Annotated in this window: 18 protein-coding genes; 9 read left to right on the plus strand and 9 right to left on the minus strand. The window is 40.6% G+C overall.

Annotated features, from left to right (window positions below; all coding sequences use genetic code 11):
- Positions 1 to 10: 10 nt before the first annotated feature.
- From E0709_RS06930 to E0709_RS06955, 6 genes are all read left to right on the plus strand, one after another.
- Entirely contained in the window at positions 11 to 958 is a 948-nt protein-coding gene (locus E0709_RS06930) for a sulfonate ABC transporter substrate-binding protein (RefSeq protein WP_132302135.1), read from the plus strand.
- A gap of 166 nt (positions 959 to 1,124) precedes the next feature.
- On the plus strand, positions 1,125 to 2,078 hold the full coding sequence (locus tag E0709_RS06935; protein ID WP_132302136.1) for a sulfonate ABC transporter substrate-binding protein: 954 nt from the start codon (positions 1,125 to 1,127) through the stop codon (positions 2,076 to 2,078).
- Positions 2,079 to 2,152: 74 nt separating this feature from the next.
- A complete protein-coding gene (ssuD, locus tag E0709_RS06940; RefSeq protein WP_132302137.1) occupies positions 2,153 to 3,304 on the plus strand; it encodes an FMNH2-dependent alkanesulfonate monooxygenase in 1,152 nt (383 codons plus the stop codon).
- 39 nt (positions 3,305 to 3,343) lie between these two features.
- Positions 3,344 to 4,135 (plus strand): aliphatic sulfonate ABC transporter permease SsuC, encoded by a 792-nt coding sequence (ssuC, locus tag E0709_RS06945; protein WP_132302138.1) that lies wholly within the window; start codon positions 3,344 to 3,346, stop codon positions 4,133 to 4,135.
- Positions 4,135 to 4,908: an aliphatic sulfonates ABC transporter ATP-binding protein gene (gene ssuB / locus E0709_RS06950; protein WP_132302139.1), complete on the plus strand. Its 774-nt coding sequence runs from the start codon at positions 4,135 to 4,137 to the stop codon at positions 4,906 to 4,908. The genes ssuC and ssuB overlap by 1 nt, the downstream gene beginning before the upstream one ends.
- Before the next feature lie 134 nt (positions 4,909 to 5,042).
- Complete coding sequence (locus E0709_RS06955) at positions 5,043 to 5,669, plus strand: YchE family NAAT transporter (RefSeq protein ID WP_132302140.1); 627 nt, start codon at positions 5,043 to 5,045, stop codon at positions 5,667 to 5,669.
- A gap of 68 nt (positions 5,670 to 5,737) precedes the next feature.
- Here the strand turns inward: E0709_RS06955 and E0709_RS06960 are convergent, their stop codons facing one another.
- From E0709_RS06960 to rpsU, 6 genes are all read right to left on the minus strand, one after another.
- Positions 5,738 to 7,570 (minus strand): DEAD/DEAH box helicase, encoded by a 1,833-nt coding sequence (locus E0709_RS06960; RefSeq protein WP_132302141.1) that lies wholly within the window; start codon positions 7,568 to 7,570, stop codon positions 5,738 to 5,740.
- 121 nt (positions 7,571 to 7,691) lie between these two features.
- Positions 7,692 to 8,639, minus strand: coding sequence for a lipoprotein NlpI (nlpI, locus tag E0709_RS06965; RefSeq protein ID WP_132302142.1), 948 nt, complete (start codon positions 8,637 to 8,639; stop codon positions 7,692 to 7,694).
- Between the two features lie 90 nt (positions 8,640 to 8,729).
- Complete coding sequence (gene pnp / locus E0709_RS06970; protein ID WP_132302143.1) at positions 8,730 to 10,868, minus strand: polyribonucleotide nucleotidyltransferase; 2,139 nt, start codon at positions 10,866 to 10,868, stop codon at positions 8,730 to 8,732.
- Between the two features lie 350 nt (positions 10,869 to 11,218).
- Entirely contained in the window at positions 11,219 to 13,087 is a 1,869-nt protein-coding gene (gene rpoD / locus E0709_RS06975; RefSeq protein ID WP_132302144.1) for an RNA polymerase sigma factor RpoD, read from the minus strand.
- An 80-nt stretch (positions 13,088 to 13,167) separates the two neighbouring features.
- Complete coding sequence (dnaG, locus tag E0709_RS06980) at positions 13,168 to 14,922, minus strand: DNA primase (RefSeq protein ID WP_132302145.1); 1,755 nt, start codon at positions 14,920 to 14,922, stop codon at positions 13,168 to 13,170.
- Positions 14,923 to 15,025: 103 nt separating this feature from the next.
- The gene (gene rpsU / locus E0709_RS06985) at positions 15,026 to 15,241 is read right to left on the minus strand and encodes a 30S ribosomal protein S21 (protein ID WP_132302146.1); all 216 of its coding nucleotides are present in this window, start codon (positions 15,239 to 15,241) and stop codon (positions 15,026 to 15,028) included.
- 204 nt (positions 15,242 to 15,445) lie between these two features.
- Between rpsU and tsaD the strand changes: the two genes are divergently transcribed.
- Complete coding sequence (tsaD, locus tag E0709_RS06990; RefSeq protein WP_132302147.1) at positions 15,446 to 16,480, plus strand: tRNA (adenosine(37)-N6)-threonylcarbamoyltransferase complex transferase subunit TsaD; 1,035 nt, start codon at positions 15,446 to 15,448, stop codon at positions 16,478 to 16,480.
- A 41-nt stretch (positions 16,481 to 16,521) separates the two neighbouring features.
- Entirely contained in the window at positions 16,522 to 17,097 is a 576-nt protein-coding gene (locus E0709_RS06995; RefSeq protein WP_132302148.1) for a thymidine kinase, read from the plus strand.
- A 76-nt stretch (positions 17,098 to 17,173) separates the two neighbouring features.
- On the opposite strand, the gene E0709_RS07000 is transcribed toward E0709_RS06995, so the two are convergent.
- Together E0709_RS07000 and E0709_RS07005 are read right to left on the minus strand one after the other, a co-directional pair.
- On the minus strand, positions 17,174 to 17,638 hold the full coding sequence (locus E0709_RS07000) for a threonine/serine exporter family protein (RefSeq protein ID WP_132302149.1): 465 nt from the start codon (positions 17,636 to 17,638) through the stop codon (positions 17,174 to 17,176).
- A gap of 1 nt (position 17,639) precedes the next feature.
- A complete protein-coding gene (locus tag E0709_RS07005; protein WP_132302150.1) occupies positions 17,640 to 18,437 on the minus strand; it encodes a threonine/serine exporter family protein in 798 nt (265 codons plus the stop codon).
- A gap of 155 nt (positions 18,438 to 18,592) precedes the next feature.
- Here E0709_RS07005 and proB point away from each other — a divergent pair, with 155 nt between their 5' ends.
- Positions 18,593 to 19,699 (plus strand): glutamate 5-kinase, encoded by a 1,107-nt coding sequence (gene proB / locus E0709_RS07010; protein ID WP_132302151.1) that lies wholly within the window; start codon positions 18,593 to 18,595, stop codon positions 19,697 to 19,699.
- Positions 19,700 to 19,753: 54 nt separating this feature from the next.
- Here the strand turns inward: proB and E0709_RS07015 are convergent, their stop codons facing one another.
- The gene (locus E0709_RS07015; protein WP_132302152.1) at positions 19,754 to 20,845 is read right to left on the minus strand and encodes a metallophosphoesterase; all 1,092 of its coding nucleotides are present in this window, start codon (positions 20,843 to 20,845) and stop codon (positions 19,754 to 19,756) included.
- Between the last annotated feature and the right edge of the window lie 48 nt (positions 20,846 to 20,893).

The following is a 20,893-nucleotide window of genomic DNA, read 5'->3' on the forward strand; positions in this document are numbered from 1 at the left end:
GGAGCAAACTATGAAAATCAAGCAATTTTTCCACCGCAGTTTAGCGGTTGTACTAAGTACCGCCTTATCTTTCGGGCTGGCAAGCCAAGTTCAAGCCAAAGCCGATAGCTTACGCATTGGCTATCAGAAAAATGGACCGTTATTATTATTAAAAAATAGCGGTGATTTAGATAAACGCTTGGCACAGCAAGGCGTTGAAGTGAAATGGACGGAATTTACTGCTGGTCCTCCTTTATTAGAGGCACTCAATGTAGAATCCATTGATTTTGGCACAACTGGAGGAACGCCACCGATTTTTGCTCAAGCGGCTAAAACCGATTTGGTATATGTCGCCTACGATCTGCCGGCCCCCAGCAGTGAAGCAATTATCGTGCCGAAAGACTCGCCAGCACGAACCGTCGCGGATTTAAAAGGCAAGAAAGTAGCCTTTAATAAGGGATCTAGCGCCCATTATTTGGTGATTAAATCCCTTGAAGAAGCTGGATTAAAATATGACGATATAGAACCAGTGTTTTTATCGCCATCCGATGCAAGAGCCGCCTTTGAGCGTGGCAGTATTGACGCTTGGGCGATTTGGGATCCTTTCTTTGCAGTAGCTGAAGAACAACTACAACCACGTATTTTGCGTAATGGCGTTGATCAATATTCCTTTTATTTATCCAGTCGTAACTATGTTACGGAAAATCCTGACATCATTGAGATTGTGATCGATGAACTCAATAAAGTAGGTAAATGGATTGAAGCTAACCCAGAACAAGCCTCTAAAGAGTTTAACAAATTTTTAGGGCTGTCCTATGAAATCAGCCATAAAACCGTGACTAGACGTAATTATGGTACGCAATTTCTCACTGATGAGATAGTAGCAACTCAACAAAAAATTGCTGATGTGTTTACTGATCTAGAATTGATACCCGTAAAAGTAAACATTAAAGATGTGGTATGGACGCCAGCTAAGTAATTTTTAGCGCTTACTTTTGCTTTTCCCCACTAGCTGGGGGAAATAATTTTTAGTTATATAACATGATTTTTTATTCTTTTTTATCTGGTTTATTTTATGCGTAAAATAAATCTCATTCAGCGAATTCGTTGAATGTATTTAAATACTCTCACCTAAGGAGCAGATTATGAAAAAATTACCTTTTTTACACCGCGGTTTAACCGCCCTTGTAGCAGCTGTGATTTCTCTTGTCACATTCAGCACTGCCTATGCGGATACCTTACGCATCGGCTATCAAAAATATGGTCCGTTGGTGTTATTAAAAGACAATGGGACTTTGGAGAAGCGTTTAAGTGAGCAAGGTGTTGAAGTGAAATGGACAGAGTTTCCGGGTGGTCCACAACTGCTTGAAGGGTTAAATGTGGGGTCAGTAGATTTCGGTATGACGGGAGAAACCCCTCCTGTATTTGCTCAAGCCGCCAAAGCCGATCTGGTATATGTGGCTTATGATGTGCCGGCCCCGACTAGTGAAGCGATTTTAGTACCAAAAGATTCACCAATTCAATCAGTAGCAGATCTAAAAGGTAAAAAAGTGGCGCTGAATAAAGGCTCAAATGTGCATTATTTATTAGTCCGAGCGTTAGAAAGTGTGGGCTTAACATATGCTGATGTACAACCCGTTTATCTTGCTCCATCTGATGCCCGTGCTGCCTTTGAGCGTGGATCAGTGGATGCCTGGGTAATTTGGGATCCGTTCCAAGCTGCGGCTGAAGAACAGTTGCAAGCACGTACTTTACGTGATGGTACAAATCTGGTGGACAATCATCAGTTCTATTTATCTACTCGCAATTATGCCAATAATAATCCTGAAATCATCAAAATTTTGATTGAGGAAGTGGATAAAACCGGAAACTGGATCAAATCGAATTTAGATGAAGCCACCGATTTAGTTGCGCCAATTTTTGGTCTATCTCGTGAAATCGCGTATAAAGCCGTAGCAAGACAAGGTAATGAAGCCCATTTTATTACCGATAATGTGGTCAATGCCCAGCAAAAAATCGCTGACACGTTCACCGATCTGAAACTGATTCCTGTGAAATTGAATATCAGCGAAGTGATTTGGACACCACCCGCAAATTAAACACAATGATTTTTAACCGCACTTTGGTCAAATGACCTAAGTTATTTTAAATTTACTAAACAGAGGAAACCCTAATGAGTCTTAATATTTTTTGGTTTTTACCAACCCATGGCGATGGCAGATACCTAGGTACAAGTGAAGGTGGTCGTACAGTAGATCATTCCTATTTAAGCCAAATTGCCCAAGCAGCAGATCACCTAGGTTATGGTGGTGTACTTATCCCGACAGGACGTTCTTGTGAAGATTCTTGGCTAGTGGCATCATCCCTTATTCCATTAACCAAACGACTAAAATTTCTGGTCGCCCTGCGCCCGGGTATTATATCACCAACAGTTGCCGCCCGTCAGGCAGCAACACTAGATCGTTTATCTAACGGACGTGCCCTATTTAATCTGGTAACGGGAGGTTCGCCTGATGAATTAGCCGGAGATGGGTTACATTTATCCCATGCTGAACGTTATGAAGCGTCTGCCGAATTTACCCGTATCTGGCGTAAATTGCTGGTTGGCGAAACGGTGGATTTCAATGGCAAACATATTCAGGTGAAAGGGGCAAAAATTATTTATCCTCCTATTCAGCAGCCTCACCCTCCTTTATATTTCGGTGGTTCTTCTGAAGCGGCGCAAGAATTGGCGGCAGAACAGGTAGAACTTTATCTCACTTGGGGAGAACCACCTGCGGCTGTGGCAGAAAAAATTGCACAGGTACGCGAAAAAGCCGCCAAACATGGACGTACGGTACGATTTGGGATTCGTTTGCATGTGATTGTGCGGGAAACCAATGAAGAAGCTTGGGCTGCCGCAGATAAACTTATCGCCCATTTAGATCAAGATACGATTGATCGTGCCAGAGAATCCCTATCCCATTATGATTCTGTCGGACAACAACGTATGTTGGCATTACATAATGGCACAAAAGATAATTTAGAGATTTATCCTAATCTTTGGGCCGGCGTTGGTCTAGCTCGTGGTGGGGCGGGCACGGCTTTAGTGGGAGATGCACAAACTGTTGCCGCAAGGATCAAAGAATATGCTGCTCTTGGTATTGATACTTTTGTATTCTCAGGTTACCCGCATTTGGAAGAATCCTATCGAGTAGCTGAGCTGTTATTCCCGTTATTAGATGTAGCAAAACCCGAAGAACCAAAGCGTATTGGCAATATTAAAGCCTATGGCGAAATCGTGGCTAACGACTTTCTTCCCAATACTGCGGTTTCTGAAAGTTAATTAATCATCTGGAAAAAATAAAAACTTGTTGAGGTAAAAATGAGTAAGACAACCTTTAATAAATGGGCGATTAGCCTTGCGCCTTGGGTTTTGCCGGTGGTATTACTGATCGCATGGCAATTAGCAGTAAGCAGTGGCTGGTTATCCGATCGGATCTTGCCTGCACCAAGCACTGTGGTTGCGGCTGGCTGGACATTATTACAATCAGGCGAAATCTGGCATCATTTAGCCATTAGCGGACAACGTGCAATTATCGGCTTTGTCATCGGTGGCAGTATTGGGCTGTTGCTGGGCTTTATTACGGGCTTGTCAAAATGGGGGGAACGTTTTATCGATAGTACCGTACAGATGATCCGCAATGTTCCCCATTTAGCCTTGATCCCTTTAGTCATTTTATGGTTTGGCATTGATGAAACCGCCAAAGTATTTTTAGTTGCTTTGGGTACACTGTTTCCTATTTATATCAATACCTACCACGGTATCCGTAATGTGGATACGGCATTGGTGGAAATGGCTCGCAGTTACGGATTAAAAAGCTTTGCCTTATTCCGACAAGTGATTTTACCGGGAGCATTACCGTCTATTCTAGTTGGTGTACGTTTTGCACTTGGTTTAATGTGGCTTACCCTAATTGTGGCGGAAACTATTTCTGCCAATAGTGGAATTGGTTATCTAGCTATGAATGCTCGTGAGTTTTTACAAACCGATGTGGTAGTACTGGCAATTTTACTTTATGCTGTACTAGGAAAATTAGCCGATGTAGCGGCTCGTAGCCTAGAACGTGTTTGGTTACGCTGGCATCCAGCCTATCAAATTAAGGTGGGTGAATAATGAGCAAACTAAACTCTCAGCGTCAAGAAGGTATTTCCTTGTCCATTAATAAAATTGAAAAAACTTTTGGTGAGCGTCAGGTATTAAAAGGTATTGATTTACACATTCCGGCGGGTCAATTTGTGGCGATTGTAGGTCGCAGCGGCTGTGGTAAAAGTACCTTACTACGTCTTTTGGCTGGATTGGATCAACCTACCACTGGTCAGTTACTGACTGATACAGGTTCACTGAGTGAGGTTAACCAGGATATCCGTCTGATGTTTCAGGATTCTCGCCTGTTGCCTTGGAAAAAAGTAATTGATAATGTAGGCTTAGGGCTATCTTCCCATTGGCAGGAAAAAGCCCATAAAGCACTGGCGGAAGTTGGTCTGGCAGATCGTGCCAATGAATGGCCATCCGCGTTATCCGGTGGACAAAAACAACGTGTAGCATTAGCTCGTGCCTTAATCCATCGTCCACGTCTATTATTGCTTGATGAACCATTAGGCGCATTAGATGCTCTAACACGTATTGAAATGCAACAACTGATTGAACGCCTGTGGCAACAACATGGTTTCACTGTATTGTTAGTCACTCATGATGTAGCCGAAGCCGTAGCGGTGGCAGATCGCGTCATTTTAATTGAAGAAGGACAAATTGGTCTTGATCTTAATGTACACCTCATGCGTCCGCGTTCTCACGGTTCACCACAATTAGCCGAGCTGGAAACCCAAGTACTCGACCGAGTATTAATGAGGACAGACGAAGCCGTATCAGGGTTAGTAAAAATATAATCGCACTAACTCAATGCTAATAAAAAAGTACAGCCAAAATTAACTGTACTTTTTTTTGTATGGTTTTTTTATTTATATCCATTACCCTATCTATTATAATATATTTTAAAATAATGATACTCATAGGGGAAAATATGGAATTATCTATCTATCTACAATTTTTTATGGGGCTTATCGCACTCGTCAATCCGATCGGTGTAACCCCTATTTTCTATTCAATGACTGCAGAGCAAACAAGAGAACAACAGAATCGTACTGCTGCCATCACTTGTTTTTCTATTGTGGTAATTTTATTAGTCAGTTTCTTTTTTGGTAATTTCATTTTAGACACATTCAACATCTCCATTGATTCTTTCCGAATTGCTGGTGGTGGTGTGGTCGCTATGATTGCGTTAACCATGATTAATGGTAAAATCGGGGAACATAAAATCAATAAAGAAGAAAAGAATGAAAATTTTGACGATTATAACAATATTGCCGTGGTGCCTTTAGCTATGCCAATTATGGCTGGACCGGGGTCAATTAGCGCGACGATTGTATTTGGTTCAACTCAGCATACCTTAACCAGCTATCTGTATTCTTCCCTTACCATCGTTTTATTTGGTTTGGGTTGTTACATTCTATTCCGTTATTCTAAACCGGTAATTAAAAAATTAGGTAAAACCGGATCAAACGTCATTACACGTATTATGGGGCTGTTGTTGATGTCATTGGGGGTTGAAATTATTACCACGGGATTAAGAAATATGGGGGTATTTTAATCAGCAAACCTAATTAACAAAGGGATGAGCGTTGTTTGCTCATCCCTTTTGCATTAAGTTAGTTTAAATTAACGCTGACGTTTTTCACGAAATTCTTTACGTCCGCTTTCTTTAAAACTGCGGTCTTTTTTCTCTGAGAATTTACGCTCACCACGGAAACTGCGTTCGCCACGATCAGTACTGCGATCATTACTACGACGCTTACTGTTATTATTCCCACGACGATCTCCACCCTGTGCTTCACTCACAAAAGTCATACGAATCTGTTTGTTCAACACGCGAGTTTTACTAAAGGTCTGTAACAATTCTTTTGGCATACCTTTTGGTAATTCTACCGTTGAATAGTCATCATATAATTTAATGTGACCAATATTACGGCTATCAATGTCGCCTTCGTTAGCAATCGCGCCAACAATATGACGTACATCCACCCCATCCGCACGCCCCACTTCGATACGATATAAATCCATTGGTACAGGATTACCATAACCACGGCGTTCAGCACGATCATTTCTATCACGACGGTCATTGCGATCACCACGGCGATCATCACGATCACGGCTTGAGCGTTTTTCCATCGGTGGATCAGGTGGAAGAATTAATTTTTGTTTGCCTTGTAATAACATCAACATGGCTGCTGCAATATCTTCTAAATCTTGATCTGCAGTAAATAAATCTTCAATTAAACCACGATATTTTTCTAAATCATGATGCTCTAATTGTTTAGTGATATTACGTACAAATTTCTCACGACGGCAAATCTGTAATTGTTCGTGATTCGGCACACCTACTTCATCAATCGGTTTCTTCATAAGGCGTTCAATATTGCCTAATAAGCGGCGTTCTCTTGGCTCAACAAAGAGTAAAGCACTGCCAGAACGACCCGCACGACCAGTACGACCGATACGGTGCACATAGCTTTCCGCATCTAATGGAATATCGTAGTTGACCACAAGGCTGATACGTTCCACATCTAAACCACGAGCTGCCACGTCGGTGGCAACTAAAATATCAAGGCTACCATTACGTAAACGATCTAAGGTTTGCTCACGAGCTTGTTGAGTCATGTCGCCGTTTAACGCCGCTGCACTGAAACCGTGTTTTTCTAATAACTCAGTAATATCCATGGTACCCGTTTTAGTACGAGTGAAAATAATCGCCGCATCAAAATCTTCCACTTCTAAGAAACGTAATAAGGCATCATTTTTACGGAATCCACGTACATACCAACAGCTTTGAGCAATATCAGGGTTGGTACGTTGGGTGGATTGAATTTTTACTTCTTGCGGATCGGTCATAAAACGCTTGGTTATACGACGAATCGGATCGGGCATAGTCGCAGAAAATAAAGCCGTTTGATGTTTGGCAGGAAGTTCCGCCATCACGGTTTCCACATCTTCAATAAAGCCCATACGTAACATTTCGTCCGCTTCATCTAACACGATAAATTTCAGTTCAGATAAATCTAAAGTACCACGTTTAATATGATCTAAAATACGTCCCGGTGTTCCCACCACCACTTGTGCGCCTTGGCGTAAAGCTCGTAATTGAATGTCATAACGTTGCCCGCCATACAGGGTAGCACTACGCATTCCTTTGGCGTTTTTGGCAAATTGCTCACAAGCATCGGCTACTTGAATCGCCAATTCACGGGTGGGTGCCATCACCAACATTTGTGGATGTCTTTGTTCCACATCAATTTGTGCCAATAATGGCAATGAAAATGCGGCGGTTTTGCCACTTCCAGTTTGTGCCATACCCAACACATCACGACCATTTAATAGGTGTGGAATACATGCTTGTTGAATCGGTGAAGGGTTAGTAAAGCCCATTTCTGTGACAGCAGAAAGGATAAATTCTGGCAAGCCTAAGTCGCCAAATGTAATATTTGTTTCAGTCATTAAAATACTCGAATTATTCTATTTGTTAGGGGTCTTTGACCCTAGGAAAGCTCAATCAGCTTTCAGTTTGTATAATTAAATTAGCGCAAAAATAACAGAAAAAAACATCGCACTTTTACGATTATTTTTTATTTGTATCATTTTGTGTAACTACGTTGTTTTGCTCGCTGGCTTGCATATCTTTCAACTTAGCCAATTCAAACAATGCAAAACGATACTCAACGAAATTATACACCTGATTTGCCAATGCCAATTTAAATAAGGTTTCCGCCTCACTCAAATTGCCAGTATTGAGTTTTTGTTTTGCTAGATAAAAATAAGTTTCAGTCAAGATTTCCGCATACTCTGAAGATTGCGGATCCACAAAGACCTGCGCCTTATCTAATAAATCTTGTTCTGAAAGTTTGCCCAAATAATATTGAACAATAAAAGTCCCCCAGTATTCGGTAGAAAGCTGTGTCGCTCGCTGCGCCAAATGCTGTTTTGCTTCTTCAGGTTTAAATTTAAGCTCATTTAAGTATAACCAAAGTATGCGATACGGATCTTTTATATCAGCATGGTAGAACTTCAAAAAATCCTGCTGTGCTAGGTTATAACGTGCAGTGTAATAAAAATCTAAACCGCGGTTTAAATAGGTATATTCATAATTTGGATCTAACTCAAATACCACGTTGAACGCTTCCAACGCCATATCATAATCTTCATCTAATAAAGAATATAAACCTAAATAATTGTAAACTGCCGCCGTTTTAGGTTGCAGTGCAAGGGTTTGGGTGAAATCATAACGAGCCAATCCCCAAAGCCCTAAGCTATCGTAAAGTACGCCACGTTCAAAATGTAAACTTGCACGTTCGTCTTGCGATAGTTGTCCAATAATTAACATTTGGCTAATCCGAGCAATCATCACTTCTTGTTCAAAGTGAATATTTGGATATTGCTCCGCCAAGGTCACTTTATTTTTTGTTACAAATACACCGCTCGTGCTATTAACACAGCCTGTTAACACAACAACAAAAAGAAAATTCAGCAGTACTCTGCTGTTTCCAACTAACCTTTTTAGCAATACCATTGCCTATAATGCCTTCATTAGACAAAAAATTGTGAGAAATAAACCGCACTTTAAGTACTAAAGCATAAAGTGCGGTCAATATTTTACAAATTATTCTTGTTCAACAGCGACTTGCTCAGCTTGTTCAACATTTTCTTGCTTTCCAACAAGATCTTTCATGGTTAAACGAATTCGACCCTGACGATCAATTTCCACCACTTTCACTTGCACTTCCTGACCTAAAGATAGGTAATCTGTCACTTTCTCAACACGCTCTTCCGCAATTTGAGAAATATGCACTAAACCTTCTTTACCACCAAGAATTGACACAAATGCACCAAAGTCAGCAAGACGGGTAACTTTACCTTTGTAAATTTCACCGGCGACCACTTCAGCCGTAATATCTTCAATACGAGCCATCACGACTTTCACGGCATTGCCATCAACAGCGGCAATTTTCACCGTACCATCATCATCAATATCAATAGATGTACCGGTTTCTTCGGTTAACGAACGAATCACCGCACCACCTTTACCAATCACGTCTTTAATTTTCTTCGGATCAATTTTCATGGTATAAATGCGTGGCGCAAAATCAGAGATTTCTTCACGTGGTGCAGCAATCGCTTGTTCCATCACACCTAAAATATGCATTCTAGCACTTTTGGCTTGATTTAAGGCAATTTGCATAATTTCAGCGGTAATGCCTTCAATTTTGATGTCCATTTGTAAGGCGGTTACCCCTTGACGCGTCCCCGCGACTTTGAAGTCCATATCACCCAAGTGATCTTCATCACCTAAAATATCAGACAGCACCACAAATTTGTCGTCTTCTTTGACTAACCCCATAGCAATCCCTGCTACCGCTGCTTTAATTGGCACCCCTGCATCCATTAACGCAAGGGAAGCACCACAAACGGAAGCCATCGAAGATGAACCGTTAGATTCGGTAATTTCAGACACCACACGCACCACATAAGGGAATTCCGTAATACTTGGCATCACTGCAGCCACACCACGTTTTGCCAAACGACCATGACCAATTTCACGGCGTTTTGGTGAACCTACACGCCCTGTTTCACCCACGGAATATGGAGGAAAATTGTAGTGGAATAAGAAGTTATCTTGACGCTCACCGGTTAATTCATCTAAGATTTGTGCATCACGCTCAGTACCTAATGTTGTCACTGCTAACGCTTGGGTTTCACCACGGGTGAAAATTGCAGAACCATGGGTACGTGGTAACACGCCAGTACAAATATCTAAGGCACGCACGGTATCAACAGTACGACCATCAATGCGTGGTTCGCCTGCGATAATACGTCCACGCACGATTTGGCTTTCAAGTGCGGTGAAAATATCAATAATTTTACCTTCACTGATCTCTTCGCCCTCAACCGTTTCTGCGCTAATTTGAGCAATCACATCAGCTTTAATCGCATCGATTTGTTCATAACGTACTTGTTTTTCAGTAATGCGATAAGCATCACCTAAACGGTCTGCGGCTAAAGATTTTACTTTATTAATTAATGCAGTATTTGGCTCAGGCGCAACCCAATCCCAACGTGGTTTACCCGCTTCTTGAGCAAATTCTTTAATCGCTTCAACTACCACTTGTTGTTGTTGATGACCGAATACCACTGCGGCTAACATTTGTTCTTCACTTAATATATCCGCTTCCGATTCCACCATTAATACGGCTTTCTCTGTCCCTGCGACCACTAAATCTAAACGGCTGTGTTTTTGTTCTGCCATGGTTGGATTCAACACGAATTGATCATCAATAAAACCCACACGAGCAGCGCCAATCGGTCCATTGAAAGGGACGCCAGATAAGGATAATGCAGCTGATGCCCCAATTACTGCCACTAAATCAGGGCTGATTTGCGGATTAACTGAAACGACGGTGGCGATAATTTGAATTTCGTTTAAAAAACCTTCTGGGAATAATGGTCTAAGTGGACGGTCAATTAAACGAGCAATTAAGGTTTCACCCTCAGATGGACGACCTTCACGTTTAAAGAATCCGCCCGGAATTTTACCGGCAGCATAAGTACGCTCTTGATAATCCACGGTTAATGGGAAGAAATCCTGCCCCTCTTTAACCTCTTTTTTTGCTACCACTGTGACGAACACGGTGGTATCGTCCATACTTGCCATCACTGCTGCCGTTGCTTGACGTGCAATAGCGCCAGTTTCAAGTGTTACGGTATGTTGACCGTATTTAAATTGTTTCACTACTGGATTCACAATGTTTTCCTTTTTATTTTCTCATACAGGGATTGTCCCCAAACATTGCTTTCTTGTTCCAAATTTGCGACTAGCAAAAACATTCTTTGTCTATCCTATCAGCAAAATATTTTTGATAGCCGCACGCTAAAACGGATACAAAAAAGCGTTGGTCATTATACAACCTTTTAACGCCTAATAGTAATTTTATTTATATAAATCACAAAATAATAGATAAAAACCCCGCACTTACGTACGAGGTTAGGCATAATATTGCTATTCCATAGCTCTAGATCAATTATTTCATCATATAAAGATGCCGAGCATCGTCACCATGCCTAGCCCTGTACGCTAGTGCAGGGCATATACACCTACTCATCTAAGAAACTTCGCAAGGTTTCCGAACGGCTTGGGTGACGTAGTTTACGCAATGCTTTGGCTTCAATTTGACGAATACGTTCACGGGTAACATCAAATTGTTTACCCACTTCTTCAAGGGTATGATCAGTGTTCATATCAATCCCAAAACGCATACGTAATACTTTAGATTCTCTTGGGGTTAAACCTTCTAATACTTCATGGGTTGCGGCACGTAAACTTTGTGCTGTTGCACTGTCTAATGGTAACTCAAGGGTGCTATCTTCAATAAAATCACCTAAATGTGAATCGTCATCATCACCGATCGGGGTTTCCATAGAAATCGGCTCTTTAGCAATTTTCAACACTTTACGAATTTTATCTTCTGGCATCCCCATACGTTCTGCCAATTCTTCTGGTGTAGCTTCTCGTCCCATTTCTTGTAACATTTGACGTGAAATGCGGTTTAATTTATTAATGGTTTCAATCATATGTACAGGGATACGAATAGTACGAGCTTGATCGGCAATAGAACGTGTAATCGCCTGACGAATCCACCATGTAGCATAGGTCGAAAATTTATAACCACGACGATATTCAAATTTATCCACCGCTTTCATTAAACCGATGTTACCTTCTTGAATTAAATCAAGGAATTGCAAACCACGATTGGTATATTTTTTGGCAATTGAGATCACTAAACGTAAGTTAGCTTCCACCATTTCTTTTTTAGCTCGGCGAGCTTTTAATTCCCCTTGCGCCACCCGATCACTAATTTCACGAATTTGTGGAATAGTCAGTCTGGTTTCTTGCTCAATTTGTTGTAATCTAGCAATAGATTCGCGAATATTATCGGCATATTCGGCTAATTTCGGTACATAAGTTTTCTTACTCTCTAAGATTTTAACTAACCAAGCATCTGTATTTTCTTTGCCGACAAAGACTTTGACAAAATCATCTCTTGGCATTTTGGCATAATCCACCACCCAACGTTGAATTTGGCGTTCTTCTTTACGCACACGTTTCATCATATCTCGAATTGACATGACCAATAAATCAAATTGACGGGGTACCAAACGGAATTGTACAAAAATATCGGATAATGCTTGAATCTCATTACGCACTTTTTTATGGGTACGTCCATGTTTTTCAATTAACCCTAAAACTTTAATATGCTGTGCTTTTAAGGTGGCAAATTTTTCTCTTGCCACTTCGGGATCAATAGCATTATCACTGTCATCAGAGCTAGATTCGGTTTCTTCTTCCTCATCTTCATCATCTAGATCCACATCTGCAACCTCTGTCTCCGCGTCTTCATCTTCATCATCAACAAGCGCATCAATGTCATCAATACTTTCTTCTTCCAGCACATTTGGATCAACAAAACCGGTAATTAAATCCACTAAACGAACCGAACCTTCTTCGACTTTTTCATATTGTTCTAACAGATAGGTTAACGATTCCGGATATTCCGCTACCGCATTCTGTACTTCATTAATGCCATCTTCAATGCGTTTGGCAATATCAATTTCGCCTTCACGAGTAAGCAATTCTACGCTTCCCATTTCTCGCATATACATACGCACAGGATCAGTGGTACGACCTAATTCCGCTTCCACGCTTGATAACACTTGGGTCGCTTCTTCCACCACATCATCATTAATATTATCAATATGTTCATTCAAAATAAGATCATCAGCATCTGGTGCGGTTTCTAGCACTTGGATCCCCATGTCATTGATCATTTGAATAATATCTTCAATCTGATCCGCATCAACGAGTTCTTCAGGAAGATGATCGTTGACCTCAGCAAAGGTTAAATAGCCCTGTTCTTTCCCTTGGGCGATTAACAATTTTAATTGTGATTGTGGATTTTGCTCCATAAATGGCTCCGCCTTTACTTTTGATTGGTTAAGATAAAATGGATTAAATTTTATCACTGTTATGACTATTTCACTATTATTTATTTCGCACGTACCGTTAATAAATGTGCAAGTTCTTGTTTTTCAGCTCCATCTAAACCGTCAGTACGATCTTGGGCGATGAGTTGTTCAATTCTACGCTCAACAATTTGTACTAATAAAAAATTGTAGGTTTCAATATAGGTCGTACTGATATGTTCTTCTTCTATTAAATGATCCCAAGTCGCTAAAATTTCAAGGGGCTTGTAGTCTTCCGTATCACGAAAATATTCAAGAATTTGCCCTAAGGTAATTCCCACATTGTTACGACAAAGTGCGGTTAATTTATCAAATAATGCTAACCCCGGTTCATTTAAACTGGCTAAGGATGATGCATCATAATCAAATTCAAGGGCGAGTTTTGGATTTTGCAACAATAAGGCAATCAACAATCGCATTGGTGTGCGCTTAACTTCTGGCATTTTTTTCACCGCACTTTCATGACGTCGTGATGAATTCGGTAATAACAACTCAATTTGATTAGGATCAATAATACCTAATTTACTTGCCAACATATTACGTAAATAAATGCGTAACATATTCCCCGGAATACGTCCAATTAACGGTACCGCCAAGGCAGCTAACTTGCTTTTCCCTTCCTTAGTTTCTAATTTTACGTCTTTCAATAAATGATCAAATAAAAAATCACTCAAGGATTGAGCCTGTTGTAAATAGTCTTCAAATTGTAGTTTACCATATTGACGAATGTAGCTATCAGGATCTTCTCCATCAGGTAAAAATACAAATTTCAACTGACGTCCATCTTCTAAATAAGGTAAGGCATTTTCTAAGGCTCGCCATGCGGCAGAACGTCCAGCACGATCGCCATCATAACAACAAACAACCTGCTCTGTAGTGCGAAAAAGTTGGTTAATTTGTTCTGGTGTAGTTGCCGTTCCCAGTGAGGCTACCGCATAGTCCACCCCAAATTGAGCCAATGCCACCACATCCATATAACCTTCCACCACCAATAACTTTTCTGGACTATCATTTACTTGCAGGGCTTCAAATAACCCATACAGTTCATTGCCTTTATGGTAAGTTACAGTATCAGGCGAATTAAGATATTTTGGCATGTCGTCACCCATCACTCGCCCCCCAAAAGCAATCACTCGCCCACGCCGATCACGAATCGGAAACATCACGCGATGACGAAACGTATCGTACATCGTACCACGTTCGCTTCGTTTTACCATACCTAAAGAAAATAACCGTTCTTGTTCTTCCTTATTTTTGCCAAATTGACGAACCACTAAATCATAACTGTCTGGCACAAAACCAATGGAAAAACGTTGAATAATTTCATCTGACAAACCACGTTGTTGCAAATAATCTTGCGCCGGCTGAGATTGCAGCAATTGTTGCTGATAAAGGGTGGTAATATCTTGCATCAATTCATACAGATTTTTCTTAGTTTGGTAATTGACATAGGGCTTATCCGATTGACGACTTTCTTCTCTTGGCACATCTAACCCAAGCATACCTGCCAATTCTTCTATCGCTTCGACAAACTCAAGTTTATCATATTCCATTAAAAAACTAAGAACATTACCGTGCGCACCACAGCCGAAACAATGATAGAATTGCTTGGTTTTACTCACCGTAAAAGACGGTGTTTTTTCGTGATGAAATGGACAACAAGCCTGATAATTGTTGGTTCCTGCTTTTTTTAATTTCACTCTTGAATTTACCACATCAACAATATCCGCTTTCGCAATAATATCATTAATAAACGAACGTGGAACTAAACCCGCCATAGTGAATCCTTATAAAGGAGAAAGTCAACAATTAAAGGAACAAAACCGTGATTCCTGCAGGTTTCACGGTTTGTTTAACTCGAATGTTAATTAGAACGTCTAATTAATATAAACGTGTGTTACGAGCATTCTCACGAGCAACACGTTTCGCGTGACGTTTTGCACGAGAGATATTTTCACGTTTACGAATTGTTGTTGGTTTTTCGTAGAATTCACGTGCACGTACTTCTGCTAAGATTCCCGCTTTTTCGCAAGAGCGTTTGAAACGACGTAATGCAACGTCAAATGATTCGTTTTCACGAACTTTAATTACTGGCATAAGCCATCACCTCTATTAAAATTGGATAAATAAGTTTAGTTAATTTTGCAAAATTACTGAGTAACTTACTCAATAAAGGTCGCAATTTTAATCTAATTTGCCCCTAAAAGTAAAGCTTGAATTTGATCTTTTCTGTGCAAATTTACCAAAGTGCGGTAAAATCTCCCTTAATTTTTAGAAGAATAACAAGATAAAGAGCATTTAATGAAAATTTTAGGCATTGAAACTTCCTGTGATGAAACGGGTGTGGCCATTTATGATGAACAACAAGGCTTAATCGCCAATCAACTTTATAGCCAAATTGCCCTACATGCGGATTACGGTGGTGTGGTACCCGAACTGGCATCTCGTGACCATATTCGCAAAACCTTACCCTTAATTCAGCAAGCTTTGCAACAAGCCAATTTAACCGCGCAAGATATTGACGGCATTGCTTATACTGCTGGACCGGGTTTAGTGGGTGCCTTATTAGTCGGAACCACTATTGCTCGTTCGCTTGCTTATGCTTGGAATATTCCTGCTATCGGTGTGCATCACATGGAGGGACATTTACTCGCCCCCATGTTAGAACTGCCCGAAAATCGACCGCAGTTTCCTTTTGTAGCATTACTGGTTTCTGGTGGTCACACCCAACTCGTCCAAGTAGAGGGTGTCGGTCGCTATCAATTATTAGGTGAAAGTATTGATGATGCAGCTGGCGAAGCCTTTGATAAAACAGCAAAATTACTCGGCTTAGATTATCCGGGTGGTGCAGCACTTTCTCGTTTAGCGGGAAAAAGCACGGCAGGACGCTTTTTGTTCCCAAAACCCATGACCGATCGCCCGGGCTTGGATTTCAGTTTTTCTGGCTTAAAAACCGCTGCTGCCAATACGATTAATCAATTAATCAAACAACAAGGTGAATTGAGCGAACAAGACAAAGCTGATATTGCTCATGCTTTTCAAATTTCAGTGGTAGATACTTTAGCGATTAAATGCAAACGCGCCTTAACACAAACAGGCTACAATCGCTTAGTGATCGCGGGTGGTGTCAGTGCTAACCAGCAATTACGCCAAGGTTTACAGCAATTAATGCAACAACTCAAAGGGCAAGTATTCTACCCTGCTCCGCAATTTTGTACCGACAACGGCGCGATGATCGCTTACGTGGGCTTTTTACGCTTAAAAAATGGCGAACAATCGGATTTAGCGATTGAGGTAAAACCACGCTGGTCAATGACGGAATTGGCTTCTATTTAAAAACTTAACAAAAAAATACTGCAGTTAAAGGGTTAAGAACCATGGCTAAACTTTATTTTTACTATTCCACCATGAACGCAGGGAAATCCACTACCCTGTTACAATCCGCCTACAACTATGTGGAACGTCAAATGAATGTGCTGCTTTACACGGCAGCGATTGACGATCGTTTTGGGGTAGGGCGAATCACCTCCCGTATTGGTATCAGTCAACCAGCTAAATTATTTAATAAAAACAGTAATCTATGGGAAGAAATCAAACAACATTTAGAACATGAGAAATTACACTGTATTTTAGTTGATGAAGCCCAATTTCTCAGCCAAGCACAGGTTCGTCAATTAAGTGATGTGGTGGATAAATTGAATATTCCTGTGTTATGTTACGGCTTACGCACGGATTTTCAGGCGAATTTATTTGAAGGCAGTCAACATTTACTCGCTTGGGCGGATCAATTAGAAGAACTGAAAACCATTTGCTATTGCGGTCGCAAAGCAAATTTTGTGTTGCGTTTAAATGAACAAGGTGAAGTGGTAAAAGACGGAAAACAAATTGAAATTGGCGGAAATGATAAATATCTCTCCGTTTGTCGGCAGCATTATAAGGAAATGATTGAGTAAGCAAAAAGTGCGGTGAAAATTCCAAAACAATTTCAACAGAAATTATCAATAAAAACACCGCACTTTTAGCATAAACTTAAATTACTGGTGTGTTTCGATAAAACATTAATCTTGGTAACGCCAAACCAAACACTAAGGCGCCCAGCAAGAATCCCGTTTTAATAAAATCGTTAATCATATGCTCATAAAGTTCTGGTGAATAACCCTGATAATTGATTTGCACAACCGCAATCATCGCTTTATAGGCATAAATGCCCGGAATCATAGGAATAATCGCTGCCACAGTAAATACTTTAGGGTGAGCTAAATAACGTTGCGAAATATGCACGCCGGCAAAACCAATTAATGCAGATGCCAACAATGTGGCAAGTACTAAAGACACATCAAAATGCAATAACAAGGTACGGAAGCTATGCCCCATTGCGCCTAAAATTGCACAATAAATCAGTGCTTTAGGTGGCACATTAAAAATCAAGGCAAAACCTACAGCGGGAATGGCTGCAAAAAACATATCATCTAGTAATAACCAAATTAAATCCATCTTAACCTCCCCAATGTGGAATATGTAATACATTTAAAGCAAGAACAATTCCCATGCAAGCACCAAAGGTTAGCACCGTCGCTAAAGTCCATCTCGCCCATCCCATACCAATATGCCCTTTTAAAATATCTGCGATGGAATTGACTAATGGGAAACCGGGGACGAGCAATAACACACTGGACGCGAGTGCAATTTGTGGGTTGTTACCCAAATTCAGTTTTAACGCCCAACCCGAAATTAAGGTGGCAACAAAAGCCGTCACCCCAAACACAATTAATGGGTTAAAATGTCGTTTAGCTAATTCTTGTCGCACAAACATTGCCACCGCAGCCGCCACAAATGTAATACCAAAAATAATATGATTACCGCCGGAAAGGTGAGAAAAACAGGCACAAGACAAGCCAATCATAAATACGACCAACCAACGATTGTATTTCAACGGTTTGATTTGTTCTAATTTTTTTCGTACTAAATGAATATCATAAATATGATGTTCAGCTGAAATAACAATACGTTGTACTGCTGTGACCACTTGCATATTAATGCCTTTATCGCTATTTTGTCTGGTAGTAGTAATGCAGTGATCATTTTGTACTGTGGTTAAAATAATCGCATTTGGGGTCAACGCACATTCCACAGTAGCGGCTCCCAGTGCTTTACCTAAACGCACTGCACTTTGAGCAACTACCGTACTTTCTGCCCCGTGCTGCAATAATAATTGCGCAACCAGAACACAAAGCCTAGTAATTTCACGTTGTTGATCTTCTTGTTGTTTATCTTGTTGTTTATCTTCTTCCATACCTTGATCCTAACTCATATTTTTAGCGACATATTATAAGCTTTTTTACAACATTTTGATTTGTCTTAAATCAACAAAAGTGCGGTTAGAAATTTAATGATTTTTTTAAATTTTAAGGTAAACTTAAGCACATTTTTAATCTTGAGAATCTTATTATGACACAAAAAACGATTGTCGTTAAATTCGGCACGAGTACCCTAACACAGGGTTCGCCAACATTAAATCGTCCACACATGATCGAAATTGTACGCCAATTCGCCCAACTACATCAAGCAGGTTATCGCATTGTGATTGTTACCTCTGGTGCCATTGCGGCTGGGCGTGATTATTTAAACCATCCCGCATTACCCCCGACAATCGCTTCCAAGCAATTATTGGCAGCTGTCGGACAAAGCCAGTTAATTCAAACGTGGCAACAGCTGTTTGCTATCTATGATATTCATATTGGACAAATTTTACTCAGCCGAGCGGATATTGAAGACCGTGAGCGTTTTCTCAATGCTCGCGATACCCTGCATGCTCTGTTAGATAATCATATTATTCCGGTCATTAATGAAAATGATGCGGTCGCTACCGCTGAAATAAAAGTGGGCGATAATGATAATTTATCGGCATTGGTTGCTATTTTGGTGCAAGCTGATCAACTTTATTTATTGACTGATCAACAAGGTCTATTTGATAGCGATCCGCGTAAAAACCCTGATGCACAACTCATTCCAGTGGTAGCACAAATTAATGATCATATTCGCGTTATTGCGGGAGGTAGTGGTACCCATTTAGGCACTGGTGGTATGTCAACTAAAATTACCGCCGCAGATGTAGCAACGCGTTCAGGCATTGAAACCATTATCGTATCCGGTAATCGTGAAAATGTGATTGTGGATTTAGCTTACGGTCAAGCTATCGGTACCAAATTCACCGTACCCGCCGAACATCTTGAAAGCCGTAAACGATGGCTATTTGCCGCTCCGTCTGCGGGTACCATTATTATTGATGATGGCGCAGAAAGTGCGGTGTTAATTCAACAAAAATCTTTATTACCCGCTGGTATTGTCGCCGTGGTAGGACGTTTTTCCCGTGGTGAAGTGGTCAAAATCCGCACGCAAAGCGGTAAAGATATTGCCCTTGGCATGCCACGTTATAACAGTGATGCATTGCAGCTTATTCAAGGTAAAAAATCACAACAAATTGAACAAATTCTTGGCTATGAATATGGCGCGGTAGCGGTGCACCGTGATGATATGGTGGTGTTGAAAAAATAATAATATTAAAAAATCAGCTAGGTGTGTTTGTACACACCTACTGTTGCTGTTGAATTACGGTTTCCCTTTCATATCAATAATCACCACTTCTGATTGGCTGCCCAATCGCATTGGAATTCCCCAAAAGCCGTAGCCTGAGGTAACAATGAAATGACCGTTGCCGATTTTTTCATAACCATAGGCAAGGCGATAAGTTAATTTGGTGATCAAATTAGCGGGGAAAATTTGTCCATTGTGGGTGTGACCGGCTACCAATAAATCCACTGGTAATTGTGAAATCTGTTCAATTTCGGTCGGACGATGATCTAATACAAAAATCGGTAAACGGGTATCCACGGATTGAATTAACTGTGCGGTACTTGGGCGATCTTTGACTAAATCATCATTACGCCCCACAATTACAAACTCATTATTAATAGTTTCCGTTTGATCCCACAATACGTTGATGCCAGCTTGTTTAATTTGTTGCGCAATCCGTTTTTGATCGCCAAAGAAATCGTGATTGCCTAAGGTGGCATAAACTCCCAACGGTGCCTTTAGTTTGGCTAGGCTGGGTTGCATTTGTTGGCTTAAATAGGCATCCACATTGTCGTCCATAATATCACCGGGCAGTAAAATTAAATCGACGTTTTGTTGATTAAAAATCTCCGCCAATTGATCAAGCTGTTTGGCACCGAACAATTTGCCCAAATGAAAATCGCTTGCCACACCAATACGTAAGGGCTTATTAAGTGGTTTATCCAGCGTAATTTGATAATGCACCACCTTTGGCGTGTAGGCATTATAAACACTGACAATGATTAACCCTAACATCGCCATAGGATAAGCCCAAGCGAGCAAACGTGGCGTAACGAAATAATGTTTAGCTAGCCACCAAATAATACCTAACGCCATACTGACAAAGGTAGAATAAAGTAACAACACGATGATATAAGGTGTCACGCGAAATAAGCTAGGATAAACGCGAAAAATGGTTAACAAAATTATGCTGTTCGCCAAAATATAGCTTAATATCACAAAAGCATAACGCCCTTGTTGCGATAATAGCGATCCATACAGCCAACCTAAAGTGCGGTTAAAAAAATAAAGAAATAATTGTAATGCGGCAAAGACCGCGGCAAAAATAATATAATAACGGGCTTCCAATCAATGCTCTCCAATAAAAAATATAAGGTGCGCCATGAAACGCACCTT

This window comes from Lonepinella koalarum (assembly GCF_004565475.1).
GTDB lineage: Bacteria > Pseudomonadota > Gammaproteobacteria > Enterobacterales > Pasteurellaceae > Lonepinella > Lonepinella koalarum.

Bases quoted from the DNA above. Each gene is read 5' to 3' on its own strand.
- E0709_RS06930 (WP_132302135.1), top strand. From the start codon at position 11: ATGAAAATCAAGCAATTTTTCCACCGCAGTTTAGCGGTTGTACTAAGT.
- E0709_RS06935 (WP_132302136.1), top strand. From the start codon at position 1,125: ATGAAAAAATTACCTTTTTTACACCGCGGTTTAACCGCCCTTGTAGCA.
- ssuD (WP_132302137.1), top strand. From the start codon at position 2,153: ATGAGTCTTAATATTTTTTGGTTTTTACCAACCCATGGCGATGGCAGA.
- ssuC (WP_132302138.1), top strand. From the start codon at position 3,344: ATGAGTAAGACAACCTTTAATAAATGGGCGATTAGCCTTGCGCCTTGG.
- ssuB (WP_132302139.1), top strand. From the start codon at position 4,135: ATGAGCAAACTAAACTCTCAGCGTCAAGAAGGTATTTCCTTGTCCATT.
- E0709_RS06955 (WP_132302140.1), top strand. From the start codon at position 5,043: ATGGAATTATCTATCTATCTACAATTTTTTATGGGGCTTATCGCACTC.
- E0709_RS06960 (WP_132302141.1), bottom strand. From the start codon at position 7,570: ATGACTGAAACAAATATTACATTTGGCGACTTAGGCTTGCCAGAATTT.
- nlpI (WP_132302142.1), bottom strand. From the start codon at position 8,639: ATGGTATTGCTAAAAAGGTTAGTTGGAAACAGCAGAGTACTGCTGAAT.
- rpoD (WP_132302144.1), bottom strand. From the start codon at position 13,087: ATGGAGCAAAATCCACAATCACAATTAAAATTGTTAATCGCCCAAGGG.
- dnaG (WP_132302145.1), bottom strand. From the start codon at position 14,922: ATGGCGGGTTTAGTTCCACGTTCGTTTATTAATGATATTATTGCGAAA.
- rpsU (WP_132302146.1), bottom strand. From the start codon at position 15,241: ATGCCAGTAATTAAAGTTCGTGAAAACGAATCATTTGACGTTGCATTA.
- tsaD (WP_132302147.1), top strand. From the start codon at position 15,446: ATGAAAATTTTAGGCATTGAAACTTCCTGTGATGAAACGGGTGTGGCC.
- E0709_RS06995 (WP_132302148.1), top strand. From the start codon at position 16,522: ATGGCTAAACTTTATTTTTACTATTCCACCATGAACGCAGGGAAATCC.
- E0709_RS07000 (WP_132302149.1), bottom strand. From the start codon at position 17,638: ATGGATTTAATTTGGTTATTACTAGATGATATGTTTTTTGCAGCCATT.
- E0709_RS07005 (WP_132302150.1), bottom strand. From the start codon at position 18,437: ATGGAAGAAGATAAACAACAAGATAAACAACAAGAAGATCAACAACGT.
- proB (WP_132302151.1), top strand. From the start codon at position 18,593: ATGACACAAAAAACGATTGTCGTTAAATTCGGCACGAGTACCCTAACA.